Origin of the sequence: Marinactinospora thermotolerans DSM 45154, assembly GCF_900167435.1 — a bacterium.
GTDB classification, from domain to species: Bacteria; Actinomycetota; Actinomycetes; order Streptosporangiales; family Streptosporangiaceae; genus Marinactinospora; species Marinactinospora thermotolerans.
In genome coordinates, this window is record NZ_FUWS01000010.1 from 215,813 (window position 1) to 229,801 (window position 13,989).

The 13,989-nt window shown below is 71.4% G+C and carries 13 protein-coding genes and 4 tRNA genes; 6 read left to right on the forward strand and 11 right to left on the reverse strand.

Annotated features, from left to right (window positions below):
* Positions 1-88 precede the first annotated feature (88 nt).
* The 3 genes from B5D66_RS18400 (at position 89) to B5D66_RS18410 (ending at position 2,433) form a co-directional block, all read left to right on the forward strand.
* The gene (locus tag B5D66_RS18400; protein ID WP_078763003.1) at positions 89-451 is read left to right on the forward strand and encodes a hypothetical protein; all 363 of its coding nucleotides are present in this window, start codon (positions 89-91) and stop codon (positions 449-451) included.
* 106 nt (positions 452-557) lie between these two features.
* Positions 558-1,712, forward strand: a complete 1,155-nt coding sequence (locus B5D66_RS18405) for an AI-2E family transporter (protein ID WP_078763004.1) — start codon at positions 558-560, stop codon at positions 1,710-1,712.
* 196 nt (positions 1,713-1,908) lie between these two features.
* Positions 1,909-2,433 carry a DUF6315 family protein gene (locus B5D66_RS18410; protein ID WP_078763005.1) on the forward strand — a complete coding sequence of 175 codons (525 nt, stop codon included), beginning with the start codon at positions 1,909-1,911 and terminating at the stop codon, positions 2,431-2,433.
* A gap of 6 nt (positions 2,434-2,439) precedes the next feature.
* Here B5D66_RS18410 and B5D66_RS18415 read toward each other — a convergent pair whose 3' ends face one another.
* The 4 genes from B5D66_RS18415 to B5D66_RS18430 form a co-directional block, all read right to left on the reverse strand.
* Positions 2,440-4,494: an ATP-dependent DNA helicase gene (locus B5D66_RS18415; protein ID WP_078763006.1), complete on the reverse strand. Its 2,055-nt coding sequence runs from the start codon at positions 4,492-4,494 to the stop codon at positions 2,440-2,442.
* A 72-nt stretch (positions 4,495-4,566) separates the two neighbouring features.
* Positions 4,567-5,400: a DUF427 domain-containing protein gene (locus tag B5D66_RS18420; RefSeq protein ID WP_235001087.1), complete on the reverse strand. Its 834-nt coding sequence runs from the start codon at positions 5,398-5,400 to the stop codon at positions 4,567-4,569.
* Positions 5,401-5,650: 250 nt separating this feature from the next.
* Positions 5,651-5,723, reverse strand: a tRNA-Ala gene (locus tag B5D66_RS18425).
* A 1,055-nt stretch (positions 5,724-6,778) separates the two neighbouring features.
* Positions 6,779-7,255 carry an Lrp/AsnC family transcriptional regulator gene (locus B5D66_RS18430; RefSeq protein ID WP_200813701.1) on the reverse strand — a complete coding sequence of 159 codons (477 nt, stop codon included), beginning with the start codon at positions 7,253-7,255 and terminating at the stop codon, positions 6,779-6,781.
* Between the two features lie 111 nt (positions 7,256-7,366).
* On the opposite strand from B5D66_RS18430, the gene B5D66_RS18435 reads away from it, so the two are divergent.
* Together B5D66_RS18435 and B5D66_RS18440 are read left to right on the forward strand one after the other, a co-directional pair.
* Positions 7,367-7,837, forward strand: coding sequence for a DUF2000 domain-containing protein (locus B5D66_RS18435; RefSeq protein ID WP_078763008.1), 471 nt, complete (start codon positions 7,367-7,369; stop codon positions 7,835-7,837).
* The gene (locus tag B5D66_RS18440) at positions 7,834-8,754 is read left to right on the forward strand and encodes a DMT family transporter (RefSeq protein WP_200813702.1); all 921 of its coding nucleotides are present in this window, start codon (positions 7,834-7,836) and stop codon (positions 8,752-8,754) included. The genes B5D66_RS18435 and B5D66_RS18440 overlap by 4 nt, the downstream gene beginning before the upstream one ends.
* A 352-nt stretch (positions 8,755-9,106) precedes the next feature.
* Here the strand turns inward: B5D66_RS18440 and B5D66_RS18445 are convergent, their stop codons facing one another.
* From B5D66_RS18445 to nadD, 7 genes are all read right to left on the reverse strand, one after another.
* Complete coding sequence (locus B5D66_RS18445) at positions 9,107-9,616, reverse strand: GNAT family N-acetyltransferase (protein WP_200813703.1); 510 nt, start codon at positions 9,614-9,616, stop codon at positions 9,107-9,109.
* A gap of 222 nt (positions 9,617-9,838) precedes the next feature.
* Positions 9,839-9,911: transfer RNA gene (locus B5D66_RS18450), tRNA-Ala, on the reverse strand.
* Positions 9,912-10,071: 160 nt separating this feature from the next.
* A tRNA-Ala gene (locus B5D66_RS18455) sits at positions 10,072-10,144 on the reverse strand.
* 627 nt (positions 10,145-10,771) lie between these two features.
* Positions 10,772-10,844, reverse strand: a tRNA-Ala gene (locus tag B5D66_RS18460).
* 81 nt (positions 10,845-10,925) lie between these two features.
* Positions 10,926-11,552, reverse strand: a complete 627-nt coding sequence (locus B5D66_RS18465; RefSeq protein WP_144390199.1) for a histidine phosphatase family protein — start codon at positions 11,550-11,552, stop codon at positions 10,926-10,928.
* Between the two features lie 96 nt (positions 11,553-11,648).
* On the reverse strand, positions 11,649-12,044 hold the full coding sequence (gene rsfS / locus B5D66_RS18470) for a ribosome silencing factor (protein ID WP_078763010.1): 396 nt from the start codon (positions 12,042-12,044) through the stop codon (positions 11,649-11,651).
* A gap of 54 nt (positions 12,045-12,098) precedes the next feature.
* Positions 12,099-12,734 (reverse strand): nicotinate-nucleotide adenylyltransferase, encoded by a 636-nt coding sequence (nadD, locus tag B5D66_RS18475; protein WP_078763069.1) that lies wholly within the window; start codon positions 12,732-12,734, stop codon positions 12,099-12,101.
* Positions 12,735-12,928: 194 nt separating this feature from the next.
* On the opposite strand from nadD, the gene B5D66_RS18480 reads away from it, so the two are divergent.
* A complete protein-coding gene (locus B5D66_RS18480; RefSeq protein ID WP_078763011.1) occupies positions 12,929-13,972 on the forward strand; it encodes a M48 family metallopeptidase in 1,044 nt (347 codons plus the stop codon).
* The last annotated feature ends 17 nt before the right edge of the window (positions 13,973-13,989 follow it).

Below are 13,989 nucleotides of genomic sequence, written 5' to 3' on the forward strand. Positions count from 1 at the left end.
TGGCGCCGGGTAACGGGCCCGTCCCCCTGGCCCTCGCCGGGGTCCGGTCCCGACCCGTGGACACGCCAGCGGCGATGGGAGCGCTGTAATGGGATGGCGGGATCGGTTCGGGCTGCGCCGGGCACGTCGGCGTGGCGGCCCCGGGACCAATCGGTTCGACCGTCCGGCCGAGGACGCCGACCTCCAGGCACTCGTCGATTTCGCCAAGAGCCGTGTGGGCGTGGAGTTCTACGTCGAACCCGAGACCTTCGCGACCGGCACCACGGCGGTGGCGGTCGCGACGGACGGCGAGTGGATCCGTCGCCGAGCGGGTTCTCCCGAGGTCGTCCGCAAACTCGCGCGCAAGCTCGCGGTGCCCGCCTACGACGTCCAGATCGTCGGCTACCCCAAGCGCATGCGCGACTGGACCGCGCGTAACAAGCGCGGCCTGTCCCTGGAGGACGGTGCGTAAGGGTGGACTCCACCTCGTGACACCAGCAGAAGAAAGAAGCCCCGGCTTGCGCACGAGCGCTCCGACCAGGAAACGGACGGTCTCCGGGCCGTCCGGTAAAAGCGGCATGCCCCGTTGGCTGCCCCGGGCCATGCTCTTGGCCGCTTGGACCGTCACCGCCTTCGGCGTCGCGTGGTGGCTGCTCGTCCAGCTACAGAGCCTGCTCGTACTGCTGTTGATCTCGCTCTTCCTGGCGCTCGCCCTGGAACCCGCGGTCAACTGGCTGCACCGGCGCCACTGGCCGCGCGGCCTGGCCACCGGCGCGGTGATGGCCGCCGGGTTCGTCCTGCTCGGCGCGTTCTTCACCGTGCTCGGCTCCATGCTGGTCGGCCAGGTTCTGGCGTTCGTCGACGAACTGCCCGCGATGACCCGCGCCGTGCTGCGCTGGGTCAACGCGACGTTCAACACCTCGTTCTCCCCGACGAACCTGTTGAGCGAGATCTCCAGCGCGAGCGGCCTGATCGAGCAGTACGCCTCCAGCCTGGCGGGCAACGTCTGGGGGGCCGGGACGACGGTCCTGGCGCTGCTGTTCAACGGCCTGACCATCGCGCTGTTCACCTTCTACCTGTGCGCCGACGGACCGCGTTTCCGCCGCACGATCTGCTCGGTGCTCCCCCCGCGGACCCAGCGCGAGGTACTGCGCGCCTGGGAGATCGCGATCGACAAGACCGGCGGCTACATCTACTCGCGCGCCCTGCTCGCCCTGGTGTGCACCGCGGCGCACTACCTGGTGCTGGTCCTGCTGGACATCCCGTTCGCCTTCGCCCTGGCCCTGTGGGTGGGCGTGCTGTCGCAGTTCATCCCGACCGTGGGAACCTACATCGGGGGCGCCGTGCCGGTGCTGGTGGCCCTGTTGCAGGGACCGTGGCAGGCGGTGTGGATCCTCGTGTTCATCACCCTCTACCAGCAGTTCGAGAACTACCTGCTCCAGCCGCGCATCACCGCGAAGACGCTGGACATGCACCCGGCGGTGGCGTTCGGGTCGGTGATCGCGGGGGCGGCGATCCTGGGGGCCCCGGGCGCGCTGCTCGCGCTCCCGGTCGGCGCGAGCCTGCAGACCTTCCTCGGCCTCTACATCAGGCGTTACAAGGTCGAGGAGCACCCCCTGCTCGACGGATCCGCCGACTCCGAGGACGAGGAGGACGCCCCGTCGGTCGAGGACGGGGCGGGCGAGGACGACGCGGGGGACGGCTCCCCCGCTTCTCCCCGCGACGTCCGTTGAGCGGCCCGGACGGCGGGGCGCGGAGGGCAACCTACCTCACCGCGCCCTCCGGAACGACGTCACACCGATGGGCGATTCCCTCCGACCTGACCTTTTTGGGCATTGATGGCGACAGTTTGTAGGAACTCCTTCACCGAACCGGTTCCCTAACGAGGGGTTCCCATCGCATACTCGCCTGGGAGGGGGGGACTGAAGGATGGAACAGAATCTCACCGCTCTGTGCTGTGAGTGCGGCGCGATCCGCACGGTCAGCACCTACCGCGGTATCGGAGAAGCCCAATCGGCCTACGGGCTGGCCCGCTGCGTGGTGTGGCGGATGTGCCGCGTCTGCGGGCACCGGACCTACCACGCCTACCTACGCGCCGACGAGGAACGCGACGAACTCGAAGAGGCGCTCGACCTCGACGACGCGCTGGCCGCCGAAGCCCTCGACGAGGAGATCGAGCAGCTACGGCTGTGCGGCATCGACATCGGGCACGCCCCCGTACCCGCCATCTGGGACGGACAGCCCGTGGGCATGGTCACCCAGCGCCTGACCGACCACGCCTACGCGATCGTCCTCGACCCCAACGCCTCGGTCGTGGCCCGCCTGAAGCTGATCGACCTGATGTGGAACGAGCTGTCCATCGGCGACCACGACGACCGCTGGTACATCCACCCCGCCGACGACGAATCCCCCGGCTACGCCGTCCGCCTCTTCGGCTACCGGGTACGCCGCTAGACCTCCCTAGACCTCGCTGGGCACCCGGGCCGCCTCGTCGAGCCGACGCAGCGCCGCCCGCGCCACCCCCGGATCCGTGGTCCCCCAGTAGGGCGGAAGAGAGGCCCGCAGGAAACCCCCGTAGCGCGCGGTGGCCAGCCGCGGATCGAGAACCGCCACCACGCCCCGGTCGCCCGTCGCGCGCAGCAGCCTGCCGGTCCCCTGGGCGAGCAGCAGCGCGGCGTGCGTCGCCGCCACCGCCATGAACCCGTTGCCCCCGTGGGCCCCCACGGCGCGCTGCCGCGCCGAGGCGAGCGGGTCGTCGGGGCGCGGGAACGGGATGCGGTCGACGATGACCAACTGCAACGAGGGGCCGGGAACGTCCACGCCCTGCCACAACGACAACGTGCCGAACAGGCAGGTGCGCTCATCGGCGCTGAAGCGTTCGACCAGTTGCCCGGTGGAGTCCTCGCCCTGGCACAGGATGGGGTGGTCCAACCGCTCCCGCAGCTCCTCGGCGGCCTGGGTGGCCGCCCGCATCGACGAGAACAGTCCCAGTGCGCGTCCCCCCGCCGCCTCGATGAGCTCGGCGATCTCGTCCACGTAACGGGGGTCCAGCCCGTCTCGGCCCGGGAGCGGCAGGTGCGCGGCGACGTAGAGGATGCCGCTGCGCGCGTGCTCGAAGGGGGAGCCCACGTCCAGGGCCCGCCAACGGGGTTCGCCCTCGGCGGAGTCGGACTCGCCGGGTTCGGCCTTCGGACGCTCGCCGCGCGGTGCGGACGCGGGTTCGCCCGTGATCTCACGGCCCAGTCCCCACTGGGCGGCGAACCCGGTGAAGGACCCCCCGAGCGTGAGCGTGGCCGAGGTGAGCACGGTGGTGCGGTCACCGAAGAGCTTCTCGCGCAGCAGCCCGCCGACGGTCAACGGAGCGACGTGCAGGGCGGGCGGCCGGTTGGCCCCCTTGGCCAGCCACACGACGTCCCGACGGTCGCGCAGCGGCGGTTCAAAGGACTCGAGGATGCGGACCGCGGTGTCGTGCACCTCGTTCAGCGCCGCGAGCGCGAGCCTGCGGGCCGTGGCGGCCTGGGGGTCCTCCTTGTTCTCCGGGCCGATGTCGCTGACACAGGCGTGCGCGGCGTCGCGGACGCCGGCCACGGCGGTGGCGAGGGAATCGGGGATGTGGTCGATGCGCCCGTCCTCGGCATCGGCGAAGAGGAGCGCCAGGCCGTCCGCGGTCTCGCCCAGGCGCTCGGTCAGCTCGACGTCGCACAGGCGTGCGGCGCGCTTGGCCGCGGTGGTGACGGCGCGCTCGCTCAGCGACCCGCTGGCCACCGAGGTGACACGGTCGACGAGCTCGTGGGCCTCGTCCACCACGAGGACACGGTGTTCGGGCAGGATGTGGTAGCCCTGGGTGGCGTCGATGGCCAGCAGCGCGTGGTTGGTCACGACGATGTCGGCGCCACCGGCCTCGGCGCGGGCCTGCTCGGCGAAGCACTCCTGTCCGAAGAGACAGGCCGCCGCCCCCACGCACTCGTTGCCGGCGACCGACACCTGCCGCCAGGCGAGGTCGGAGACCCCCGGCACCAGTTCGTCGCGGTCGCCGGTGAGGGTGTCCTCGGCCCACTCGTGCAGACGCTGGACCTGACGGCCCAGCGAGGACAGGGCCCGCGGGTCGAACAGGCCGGCCTCCTCGGGCTCGGCGTCGGCGGCGCCGGCCAGCCGGTTACGGCACAGGTAGTTGCGCCGCCCCTTGAGAATGGCGAAGGTGGGCTCGCGCTTGAGCAGCGGCGCCAGCGCGGTGGCCAGGCGCGGAAGGTCGCGTTCGACGAGCTGGCGCTGTAGGGCGAGGGTGGCGGTGGAGACGATGACGGTGGTGTCCTCGGCCATGGCGTGCCGGATCGCCGGCACCAGGTAGGCCAGCGACTTGCCGGTCCCGGTGCCGGCCTGGACGACCAGGTGCTCCTCGGCGGCCACGGCGGCGGCGACCGCCCGTGCCATGGTCACCTGGCCCTCGCGGCGCGCGCCGCCGAGTGCGCGCACGGCGGCGTCCAGGAGTTCGTCGACGTCGGGGAGTTCAGCCACGCAAGTGACAGTACCGCCCGATGAGGACGGGCGCGGCCGTTCCCACAGGGCCGGCCGCGCCCGCCGGACCGGTCAGTGCTGGTTCTCCAGGTCGATCGACAACGCCTCGTGGTCGAAGCTGTAGTACCCCTTGACGTCCTGGCCGTCCTTGAGCGGGTGCGGGAACGACCAGGCCACGTCCGCGACCTCGCGTTCCCCGATCCGCGCGGACCAGTAGACCGCCTCCCCCTTGTAGGGGCAGTGGCGCCGGGTACGGCTGGGGACCAGCAGGTCCGTGCGGACCGCCTCGGGGGGCAGGTAGTAGCGGTTGGCGAGTCCGGTCTCGGAGAGGACCTTGGGATGTCCGGACACCGCGAGGACCTCGTCGCCGAGCATGACGCGGACCAGCCTGCTGGACTGGCGCGCGTCCACCCGGTGGAACGGGTCGCGCAGGTGGCCGTGGACCTTCTCCTCCTCGTCGTACCAGGCGTCGGCCGCCTCCCAGTACAACGCGGCGAGGCCGCGCAGCCACGCCGCCTCGGCCTTGGGCTCGGGATAGGCCCACAGGGCGTTCTCGGCCGTTCGGTCGCCGACCGTCACCGACCAGTAGGCCGCGTCCCCCTTGTAGGGGCAGTGCGTCGTGTGGTCGGTCGCGGTGAGCAGGGCCGGCGTGACGTCCTCCATGGGGACGTAGAGCACCGGGAGCAGGCCGGTCTCGTGGAGCAGATGGCCGTGGTCGCTGTCGAGCACGATGGTCCCGGCCAGCTCGGCCCGGACCCGGCGTGGGAACGGATGCAGGTACAGGGCGTGCCGGGGTCCGTCGACGGAGTAGTTCACCGTTGTGGGCGCGTCGGCGGCCAGCGGCCCTCCCCCCAGGGTCAGCGACATGGTGTCCCCCTTGTTGTCGATGCCGCGTCCGAAGTTCATGCCCGCGCGGGGACGGTGGCAGTCATCGCGCGGGGCGGTCCCGTCCGGACCGGACCACCGTCGGGAGAGGAGGGCGCCCGTCGCTTCGCGTCCCCGGCCCCAAGGGGCCGTGCCCACGACGGTCCGGACGGTGCGGACCGCGAGGGTCCCGCATGTCGTCCCCGGGGCCGGCTCCGCGCGGGCCGGACACGGCGTCCGCGAAACGACGAGGGTCCCGTGTCCTGATCGGACACGGGACCCCGAGATCGAGTGGAGCTATGGGGATTCGAACCCCAGACCTCCTCCATGCCATGGAGGCGCGCTACCAACTGCGCCATAGCCCCGAGTGAACTCCGCCAGTATACCCGACCCCGAAGGAGTCGATCCCGGCGGGAACGGCCCCGTCCCCGCGCCGCCATGGGACCCGTGACGTCGCCGCCGCGGGGGTCGGACCGTTCCGCCGGACGTGGACCCTGCGGGGCACGTCGAGTCCCGTTCCCCCTCGCGCGCGGGCTCGGCGCGCCGCTCCGCTTGGGGCACCGTGCCCGTCACACGAGGGCCTGTGCCCGACAGCAGAGGATGATCGGCGAGAGGGCACCCGTCTCGATCGGCGCATCGCGGACGCTGGAGCGGCCCCGGCCCGGGGCAGAGCCGTGAAACGGCGGGCCGCCCCGACACCTCGGACGGCTCCCGGCCCTCGGCCACCTACGCAGATCCGGCCGAACGCTCCGCTCCCAGCGAGGCGCAGTCCTCCCCCGTCCCGGACCACGGGCTGCGGCCCAGCGAGACGGGACCGCCCGGGGGTGGGACGCGCGGCGCCGCCCCGCCAGGAGACGGCCGCTCACCACCGTGCTCCGTCCCGCCGGCCTCCTCCACCGAGCCGGATCGCGATGCCCCGCGCCCCGGCGATCGCCGCCCCCCGGAGCGGCATGAGCGGCCCGGCGGGACGCCGCCACCGCCGGCCCCGGCGCGGACAATGGCGGGTCATGCCGTCCGCGCCGGCTCCGCCCACCATGTCCCTGTGGGCGTCGCGGCGGCCACGGTGATGGTCCACTGGCCCCCTGCCCCGCCCTCCCGGCCACGGGGTTACGACGGCCGTTCTCACCGCCGTGCGCACCGAAGCGATCGGACCGGGCCGCACGTGAGATCCGCGGGAAGAAGGCCGGGCACGTCCCCGACCGGGCACGGCGCGCGGAGATCGGCCGGATCGAGGAGGCCGCGCGGACCACCGGTCACCGGGACCTCCTCGGCGGGAAGCCGCTCCCCGCCGGCCACGGCACCACGCGGTACATGGGCCTCGTCGCGACCTCCACCCCGTTGTCGGGGAGCGCGCGGCCGGAATCGCGGCGATCGAACAGGCCGTGGCGTTCACCGCGCCGTCGTATCCGACCGGTCGGGGCTAGCGGCGCTGGGCCGATACGGGCAGGACGGTGGTCGAGCGGATGTGCTCGTAGACGACCGAGGTCCGCACGTCGGCGACCTCGGGTTTCGCGGTGAGACGGTCGATCACGAAGGCGTAGAGGTGGTCGTTGTCGGGCACCGCCACGTGGATGAGGAAGTCCTCGGTGCCGCTGGTCACGAACAGGCCCAACACCTCGGGAAGACCGGCCGCCCACTCCCGGAAGCCTTCGATGTTGGCGCGGGTCGGCGGCCGCACCCGCACCGCGACGAGGGCCTGGACCGGCCTGCCGATCTTGGCGAGGTCGACTTCCAATGTGGCCCCCGTGATCACGCCGCGGTCCCGCAGGGAACGGGTCCGGTCCAGGGAGGTGGTCGGGGCGACACCGACCGCGGCGGCGACGTCCCGGTTGGTCCGCCGTGCGTCACGCTGCAGTTCCCGCAGGATCGCCGTATCAAGTTCATCCAAAGACGCCATACCTCCACCCTAGCCAAATTAAATACGGGATAGATGCGACAACATCGACATTCACGTAGTCTCTAGCCCGCTCACCTCGTTAGACATACGACATTTAGGGGCGATCGCAGGATGAGTGACCAGCCGGTGGGGTTCGAGGCCGAGGAGATTCGGACGGGTGAGGAGACCCGCAACGCGAGATTGAAGTGGGTCATCGTGGTCGACGCCGCCCTGCCCGCGGGGCGCGCGGTCAACGCCGGCTCGTGTGTCGCCTCGGCCACGGCCGTCAACGTGGCCGGGCTGCTCGCCCATGAGGGCGTCGACGCCGACGGTTCCACTCATCCGGGGCTTCCCTGGGCGGGCTGCACGATCCTCGGCGCCGACGTGGTGAAGCTGCGCCAGATCCGGGACAAGGCCGACCGGCGCGAGGACGTGTTCGTCGCGGACATGCCGATCGCGGCGCAGGAGACACGGGTCTACGACGAATACGTGGACACGCTGGCCACGTTGCCGGGCGGTGAGATCGCCTATGCCGCGGTGAGCCTGGTCGGGCCGCGCAAGGCCGTGGACCGGATCGTCGGCGGACTGAAGCTCCTGCCGTGACCGCCACCGCGACGATCAAGGCGACCGCCGACTCCCGTCGTCGCGTCACGGGCGCGGCCGCCGTGCTCGGCGCGGCGGCCCTGTGGGGCACGGTCGGTCCCGCCCAGGTCCTCGCCTCCTCCGCCGCGGACCCCGGCGCGTTGGGAGTGGCACGGTTGCTCCTCGGCGGGTTCGCGCTCGCGGCGCTGTGCGCCGGGGGCGCGGTGTGGCGACTCGTCGTGCGCCGGGAGGTGTTCGGCTGGATCCTGCTGGCGGCCGCGGCGACCGGGGTGTATCAGGTCACGTTCATGCACGCCGTCGACCGGCTCGGAGCCGCACTGGGAACGACGGTCGCGCTCGGCGTCGCGCCCGTCGCCACGGGCCTGTGCGCACGCTGGTGGACCCGCGAACGCCTCACGCCGGGATGGGTCGCCGGCACTGTGGCCGCGGTGCTCGGGTGCGCGGTGCTCCTCTCCCCCTGGCAGTCGCCTGCCGATGGTCTCGGCGTCGGCGTCGCCCTGCTCTCGGGAACCTGTTACGGCGTGTACACGGTCGCGGCCAAGCGCTTCCTTCAGGCCGGCGCCCCCGCACTACCGGCGACCACGCTCACCCTGCTCCTCGCCGGGCTCGCCCTCTCGCCGATCCTCGTGCTGCGTCCCGGGCATCTGACCGATGTGAACTCCCTGTCGCTGATCGCCTGGACCTCTGTGGCGGGAACCGCCGTCGCCTACGCGGCCTTCGTCTACGGTCTGGACCGTACGAGCGCGCCGACCGCTGGAACACTCAGCCTCGCAGAGCCGCTGCTCGCCGCCGCGCTCGGCATTCTCGTACTCGGCGAGCAGCTCACCCTCCCGGTCCTCCTGGGCTGCCTCGTCCTCATCAGCGGCCTGGTCACCGTGACCGTCATGGACTCGCGTCTTCGGTCCCGTTCCCGATGAGTCCGCCGGCTCGACACGTCGCCCCGGCCCCGTGACGGCTTCGGTCCGGCCTGGCTCCCCTCCCGCGACGCGGGGAGAGTACGGGTGGGCCGCCACGCGTGGTGTGGAGACGACCACGCCCGCCCGCGACGGCCCCGTCCCACCACCGGGGAGACCTCCGCCGCGTCTCGGAAGCCCGCTCACGTTCACGAGCGCGATGTCCGGATCCGACGGCGGGGAAGCCGTTCGAACGAGTCGGTACCGTTCCCCGACGCCTCGGGGTCGACGTCACGCCGCGTGGGCGGGCCGACCGCCACGCGCCTGTGGTCGTCCCGCGGGCCTTCGCGCTCTTGCCGTACGCCCGCCGGACCGGCTAGTCCCGGTCGGGGCCGTCCGAAACCGCCGTCAGGTCCTTGAAGTAGCGCGCCACCGGCCAACGTCGGAATCCCGCCGCCTCGTAGGTGGCGCGTGAAGCCGCGTGGCCGGGATCGTCTCCGGTCTCCACCATGATCATGCTCATTCCCGCTTCACGGACGACGGTGAAGGCGTGCTCCATGAGCGCCGTCGCGATACCACGGCGCTGGTACGCGGGATCAACGGCGAGGACGTAGATCTCGCCCATGTCGTCGTCGGGATGGATACGCACGCAGACCCAGCCCACGGGGACTCCGTCGACGAACGCCACGTACACGCTGTCGGGCTGGTCGTCGAGGATCTCACCGAGGTCCTCGATCTGCCTGGCCTCCCAGCCTCGGGGATAGAACGCGGCGAAGACGAACGGGGGAACGGCCGCGGCGAGTTCGGTGAAGACAGGGCGCCAGGCACGGATCGACAGCTGCAGGAGCGCGTCCCGGAGTGCGGCTTCGTACGGGCCGATCTCCACTCGTGGTCTCCTCCGGCGGCGGCACGGACTGTCCGGGTGATTATCCCACGTGTGCTGATGTCGCCGAGAGCGATGGCCCGTCGGAGCGGAGGCCGGCCGGGAGCCGGGCTCCCGCTGCGTGGCCGCTCGCACGGGGCGTCGCCGCTCACCTCCGCGACCCGCGCCCGGACACGAGACCGCCCCGTCGTCGGACGGGGCGGATCGCGATCTTCTCGAACAACGTGGAGCTATGGGGATTCGAACCCCAGACCTCCTCCATGCCATGGAGGCGCGCTACCAACTGCGCCATAGCCCCAAGGTGCACGTATAACGGTACCGGATCACCGACACTGCTCCGTACCACCCCGGCGGCCACCCGCTTCCGGAGGAAAGCGAACCGCCGCACACCGGAAGACCCACGCGGACACGAAACGGCGAGGCCCGGATCCGAAAACGGACCCGGGCCTCGCCGAGGGTGGAGCTATGGGGATTCGAACCCCAGACCTCCTCCATGCCATGGAGGCGCGCTACCAACTGCGCCATAGCCCCGAGCTGCACGTATAACGGTACCGGATCACCGACACTGCTCCGTACCACCCCGGCGGCTCTGAGGGCGTCGGTCCGAACGGTCCCACCGCTGGCGCCCCTCATCGTCTGGGCCTCGGGCACCCGGCCGCGCCGGGGGAGCACGCCCACAGCCGACGGCCGTCACCGCCGAGGGCCGGGTGGAGCGCCCCGACAGGTGGCGACGCGGCTGGTGGGAGAGCCAGCGAGCGCGGCCCGCTCCCCGATGCCGGCGATCTCCCGGCTACGCGGACCCGCGCCGGGGAGCGGGCCGCCGACAACGGCCGCGAAGCACGCCACCTCGGTCCCATACCGACTTGTTCGATCCGTCCGAAGCCTCCACGACGGCGAGCGCGCCGTCCGCACCGGCTCGACGCCGAACGCCCACGACACCGCCCACACCGGACCCGACCGGCTCATCGGCGGCGTCTGCGGCGACCTCCCCGCCCGAGGTTGGGCCACACGTCCTGTTCGCCGAGATCGTCGGAGGTGCCCAGGAGGACGTTCCCCTTGCCCCCGCCCGCGCTCCCAGCGGCGAGGCGGTCGGTCCTGGCTCAGACACGAAACCGCCCCGTCGTCGGACGGGGCGGATCGCGATCTTCTCGAACAACGTGGAGCTATGGGGATTCGAACCCCAGACCTCCTCCATGCCATGGAGGCGCGCTACCAACTGCGCCATAGCCCCGAGTGGGAGTCGGTTCCGGGTCTCCCCGCCGACTCCCAGAACAATAGCGGAATCCGCGCGATCCGTCGAAACGAGCGGTGTTCAGCGGTCGTCGCCGAGCACCCGCTCCTCCGGCAGCGACCCCGCGTTGTGCTCCAGCAGCCGCCAGCCGCCGGAGCGCATCTCCTCCAGCACCGACCAGGAGCAGTTGCCGAGGGGGCCCAGGACCTCCTGGTGGGCGGCCGGCAGACCGAGCAACCGGTTGATCCCCGCGCGCAGCGCGGCGCCGTGGCTGACCACGACGAGCAGGCCGTCGGCCGGAACCCGGTCCAGCCCTCGCTGGACGGCCTCGGCCACCCGCTCCCCCACGACCGTCATCTCCTCGCCGCCGGGGATCCTCCTGCTGACGTACTCCTCGGGCCAGCGTTGCTGGATCTCGGTGTTGAGCAGCCCCTCCCAGGGGCCGCCGAACCGTTCGCGCAGGGCCTTGTCGTGCTCGACCGTTAGCCCCGTGCGCCGGGCCAGCGCGGCCGCGGTGTCGGCGGCCCGGCGCAGGTCCGAGGCGACGATCGCGTCCGGCTCCAACGTGGCCAGCAGCCGGGCGGCGTGCTCGGCCTGCGCCTGGCCGGTGCTGTCCAGCGGGATGTCGGTCTGTCCCTGGAACCGCTTCTCGGCGTTCCAGGAGGTCTGGCCATGCCTCCAGCACAGTACGCGGCGCATCCGGGTCACGCTTTCACTCCTGTCACTCCAGGTGGACGGGCCCGGGAACGCACGACCGGGCGGGAAGGGTCGAGGCCGGCCGGGGAAGGACCTCACGGCCGGGGATCAGGCGTGGTCCTCCTCGACGCGGGCGGTCCCGCGCGCGCTTTCGGGCAGCTCGATCTCCGGGCAGTCCTTCCACAGCCGTTCCAGACCGTAGTACCCGCGCTCCTCCTCGTGCTGGATGTGCACGACGATGTCGACGTAGTCCAGCAGCACCCAGCGCCCGTCGCGCTCTCCCTCGCGGCGGACCGGCTTGACGCCGGCCGCGCGGAGGCGGTCCTCGACCTCGTCGACGATGGAGCGCACCTGGCGGTCGTTCGGGGCGGAGCACAGGAGGAAGGCGTCGGTGATGACGAGCTGGTCGCTGACGTCGTAGGCGACGATCTCCTGTGCGAGTTTGTCGGCCGCCGCCTCCGCGGCGATGTTAACGAGCTCGACGGCCCTGTCCGTGGCGGTCACGTGTAGCGGATGCCTCCAGGTGGGCCCGTCCCCGACGACGGTCGCGCGGAGCGGCTAACGCTCGCCACCCGCCATCCGGTCATCGAGGTAGAGCCCGGTCTTGTTGATGTAGCGGACGATGCCATCCGGCACCAGGTACCAGATGGGTTCGCCCTTGCGGACGCGTTCCCGACATTCGGTCGAGGAGATCGCCAACGCGGGGATCTCGACGAGACTGACCTTGCCGTCGGGTAACCCGGTGTCGGTGAGCCGATGTCCGGGCCGGTTACAGCCTACGAAATGCGCGAGATCGAAGAGTTCATCCACGTTGTGCCAGCTCAGGATAGCGCCCAGGGCGTCGGCTCCGGTGATGAAGAAGAGTTCGACCTCGGGACCGTAGATGCTACGGAGTTCGCGCAGCGTATCGATGGTGTAGGTGGGGCCGTCCCGGTCGATCTCGATTCGGCTCACCCGGAACTGCGGGTTCTCCGCCGTGGCGATCACCGTCATGAGATAGCGGTGCTCGGCGGGGGTCACCTTGCTGGTGTCCTTCTGCCAGGGCTGCCCCGTCGGGACGAAGACCACCTCGTCGAGCTGGAACAGGTGGGCGACCTCGCTGCCGGCCACGAGGTGGCCGTGGTGGATCGGGTCGAAGGTCCCGCCCATGATGCCCACGCGACGCGGGACGGGTCGGCCGGGCGACGCCGTCATGGGCGCGGGGGTCGGCTCGTCGGACACCTGATCGCTCCGTTCCAATCCGGCTGTCGGAAATCGGTGGTCACCGCCGAGGTTAACCCGAGAGGCCCCACGGCTATTCCACCGCCCTCCCCTTCCCACGCGAAACGCGGCATATCTCGTTCCCTGCGCCCATGGCGTCCTCGCGCCCCGCGGCATAGCATGCCCGTATGGCCAACGTTCCCGACCGTACCCGCGTCCGGCTCGCCGACATCTCCTCCCGAGCCTACGAGCACCCGGCCGATCGAGGCGCCCTCGTCGCGCTGCGGTCGCTGCGCGGCTTCGACGAGGTCTTCAAGCGCATGTCCGGCCTGTTCAACGAGCGCGCCCTGCGCCTGATGTTCCTGGCCGGGGCGGTGAAGGTCGGCGAGCGCCAGTTCCCCGAGCTCCACGACCAGGTCCGGGACGCCGCCTACGTCCTCGACCTCCCCGACGTCCCCGAGCTCTACGTCCGTCTCGACCCCCAGCCCAACGCGATGGCCATCGGCAGTCAACGGCCGTTCATCGTCGTGACCACGGGGCTGGTCGACCTGCTCGACGCCCAGGAGCGGCGCTTCGTCGTCGGCCACGAGGTGGGACACATCCTCTCCGGCCACGCCGTCTACCGGACGATGCTGCTCGCGCTGATCCGGCTGGCCACACGGGTGGCCTGGGTCCCGCTCGGCTACATCGGGCTGCGCGCCATCGTGACGGCGTTGGAGGAGTGGTACCGCAAGTCCGAGCTGTCGTGTGACCGCGCCGGCGTGCTCGCCTCCCAGGACCCCGACGCCGCCAAACGCGCCCTGATGAAGATGGCCGGCGGCTCCCGCCTCGTCGAGATGAACCCCGACGCCTTCCTCGAACAGGCCAAGGAGTACGACCGGGGCGGTGACGCCCGCGACGGCCTGCTCAAACTGCTCAACCTCACCGGCCAGACCCACCCGTTCGCGGTGGTCCGCTTCTCCGAGCTCGACCGCTGGCTCAAGGACGGCTCCTACCAGCGCATCCTCAACGGTGACTACCCGCGCCGCGCCGACGACTCCAGCGCCTCCGTCGGCGAGGAGGTCCGCAACGCGGCGGGATCCTACCGGGAGTCCTGGGAACGCAGCGCGGACCCGCTCGTGGGGGCGTTGCGCGACGTGGCCGGCAGCGCCGCCAGCGCCGGGGGCCGTCTGTTCGACACCGTCGCCGACCGCTGGAAGAACTCCGGGCGCCGCGGCGAGACCTCCTCTTGACGTGCTCCTGACGTGCC

Excerpts from the sequence above, each read along its gene's own strand:
- B5D66_RS18410 (WP_078763005.1), top strand. The coding sequence starts at position 1,909 with ATGGAACAGAATCTCACCGCTCTGTGCTGTGAGTGCGGCGCGATCCGC.
- B5D66_RS18435 (WP_078763008.1), top strand. The coding sequence starts at position 7,367 with ATGAGTGACCAGCCGGTGGGGTTCGAGGCCGAGGAGATTCGGACGGGT.
- B5D66_RS18430 (WP_200813701.1), bottom strand. The coding sequence starts at position 7,255 with ATGGCGTCTTTGGATGAACTTGATACGGCGATCCTGCGGGAACTGCAG.
- B5D66_RS18420 (WP_235001087.1), bottom strand. The coding sequence starts at position 5,400 with ATGAACTTCGGACGCGGCATCGACAACAAGGGGGACACCATGTCGCTG.
- B5D66_RS18405 (WP_078763004.1), top strand. The coding sequence starts at position 558 with ATGCCCCGTTGGCTGCCCCGGGCCATGCTCTTGGCCGCTTGGACCGTC.
- B5D66_RS18480 (WP_078763011.1), top strand. The coding sequence starts at position 12,929 with ATGGCCAACGTTCCCGACCGTACCCGCGTCCGGCTCGCCGACATCTCC.
- nadD (WP_078763069.1), bottom strand. The coding sequence starts at position 12,734 with ATGACGGCGTCGCCCGGCCGACCCGTCCCGCGTCGCGTGGGCATCATG.
- B5D66_RS18400 (WP_078763003.1), top strand. The coding sequence starts at position 89 with ATGGGATGGCGGGATCGGTTCGGGCTGCGCCGGGCACGTCGGCGTGGC.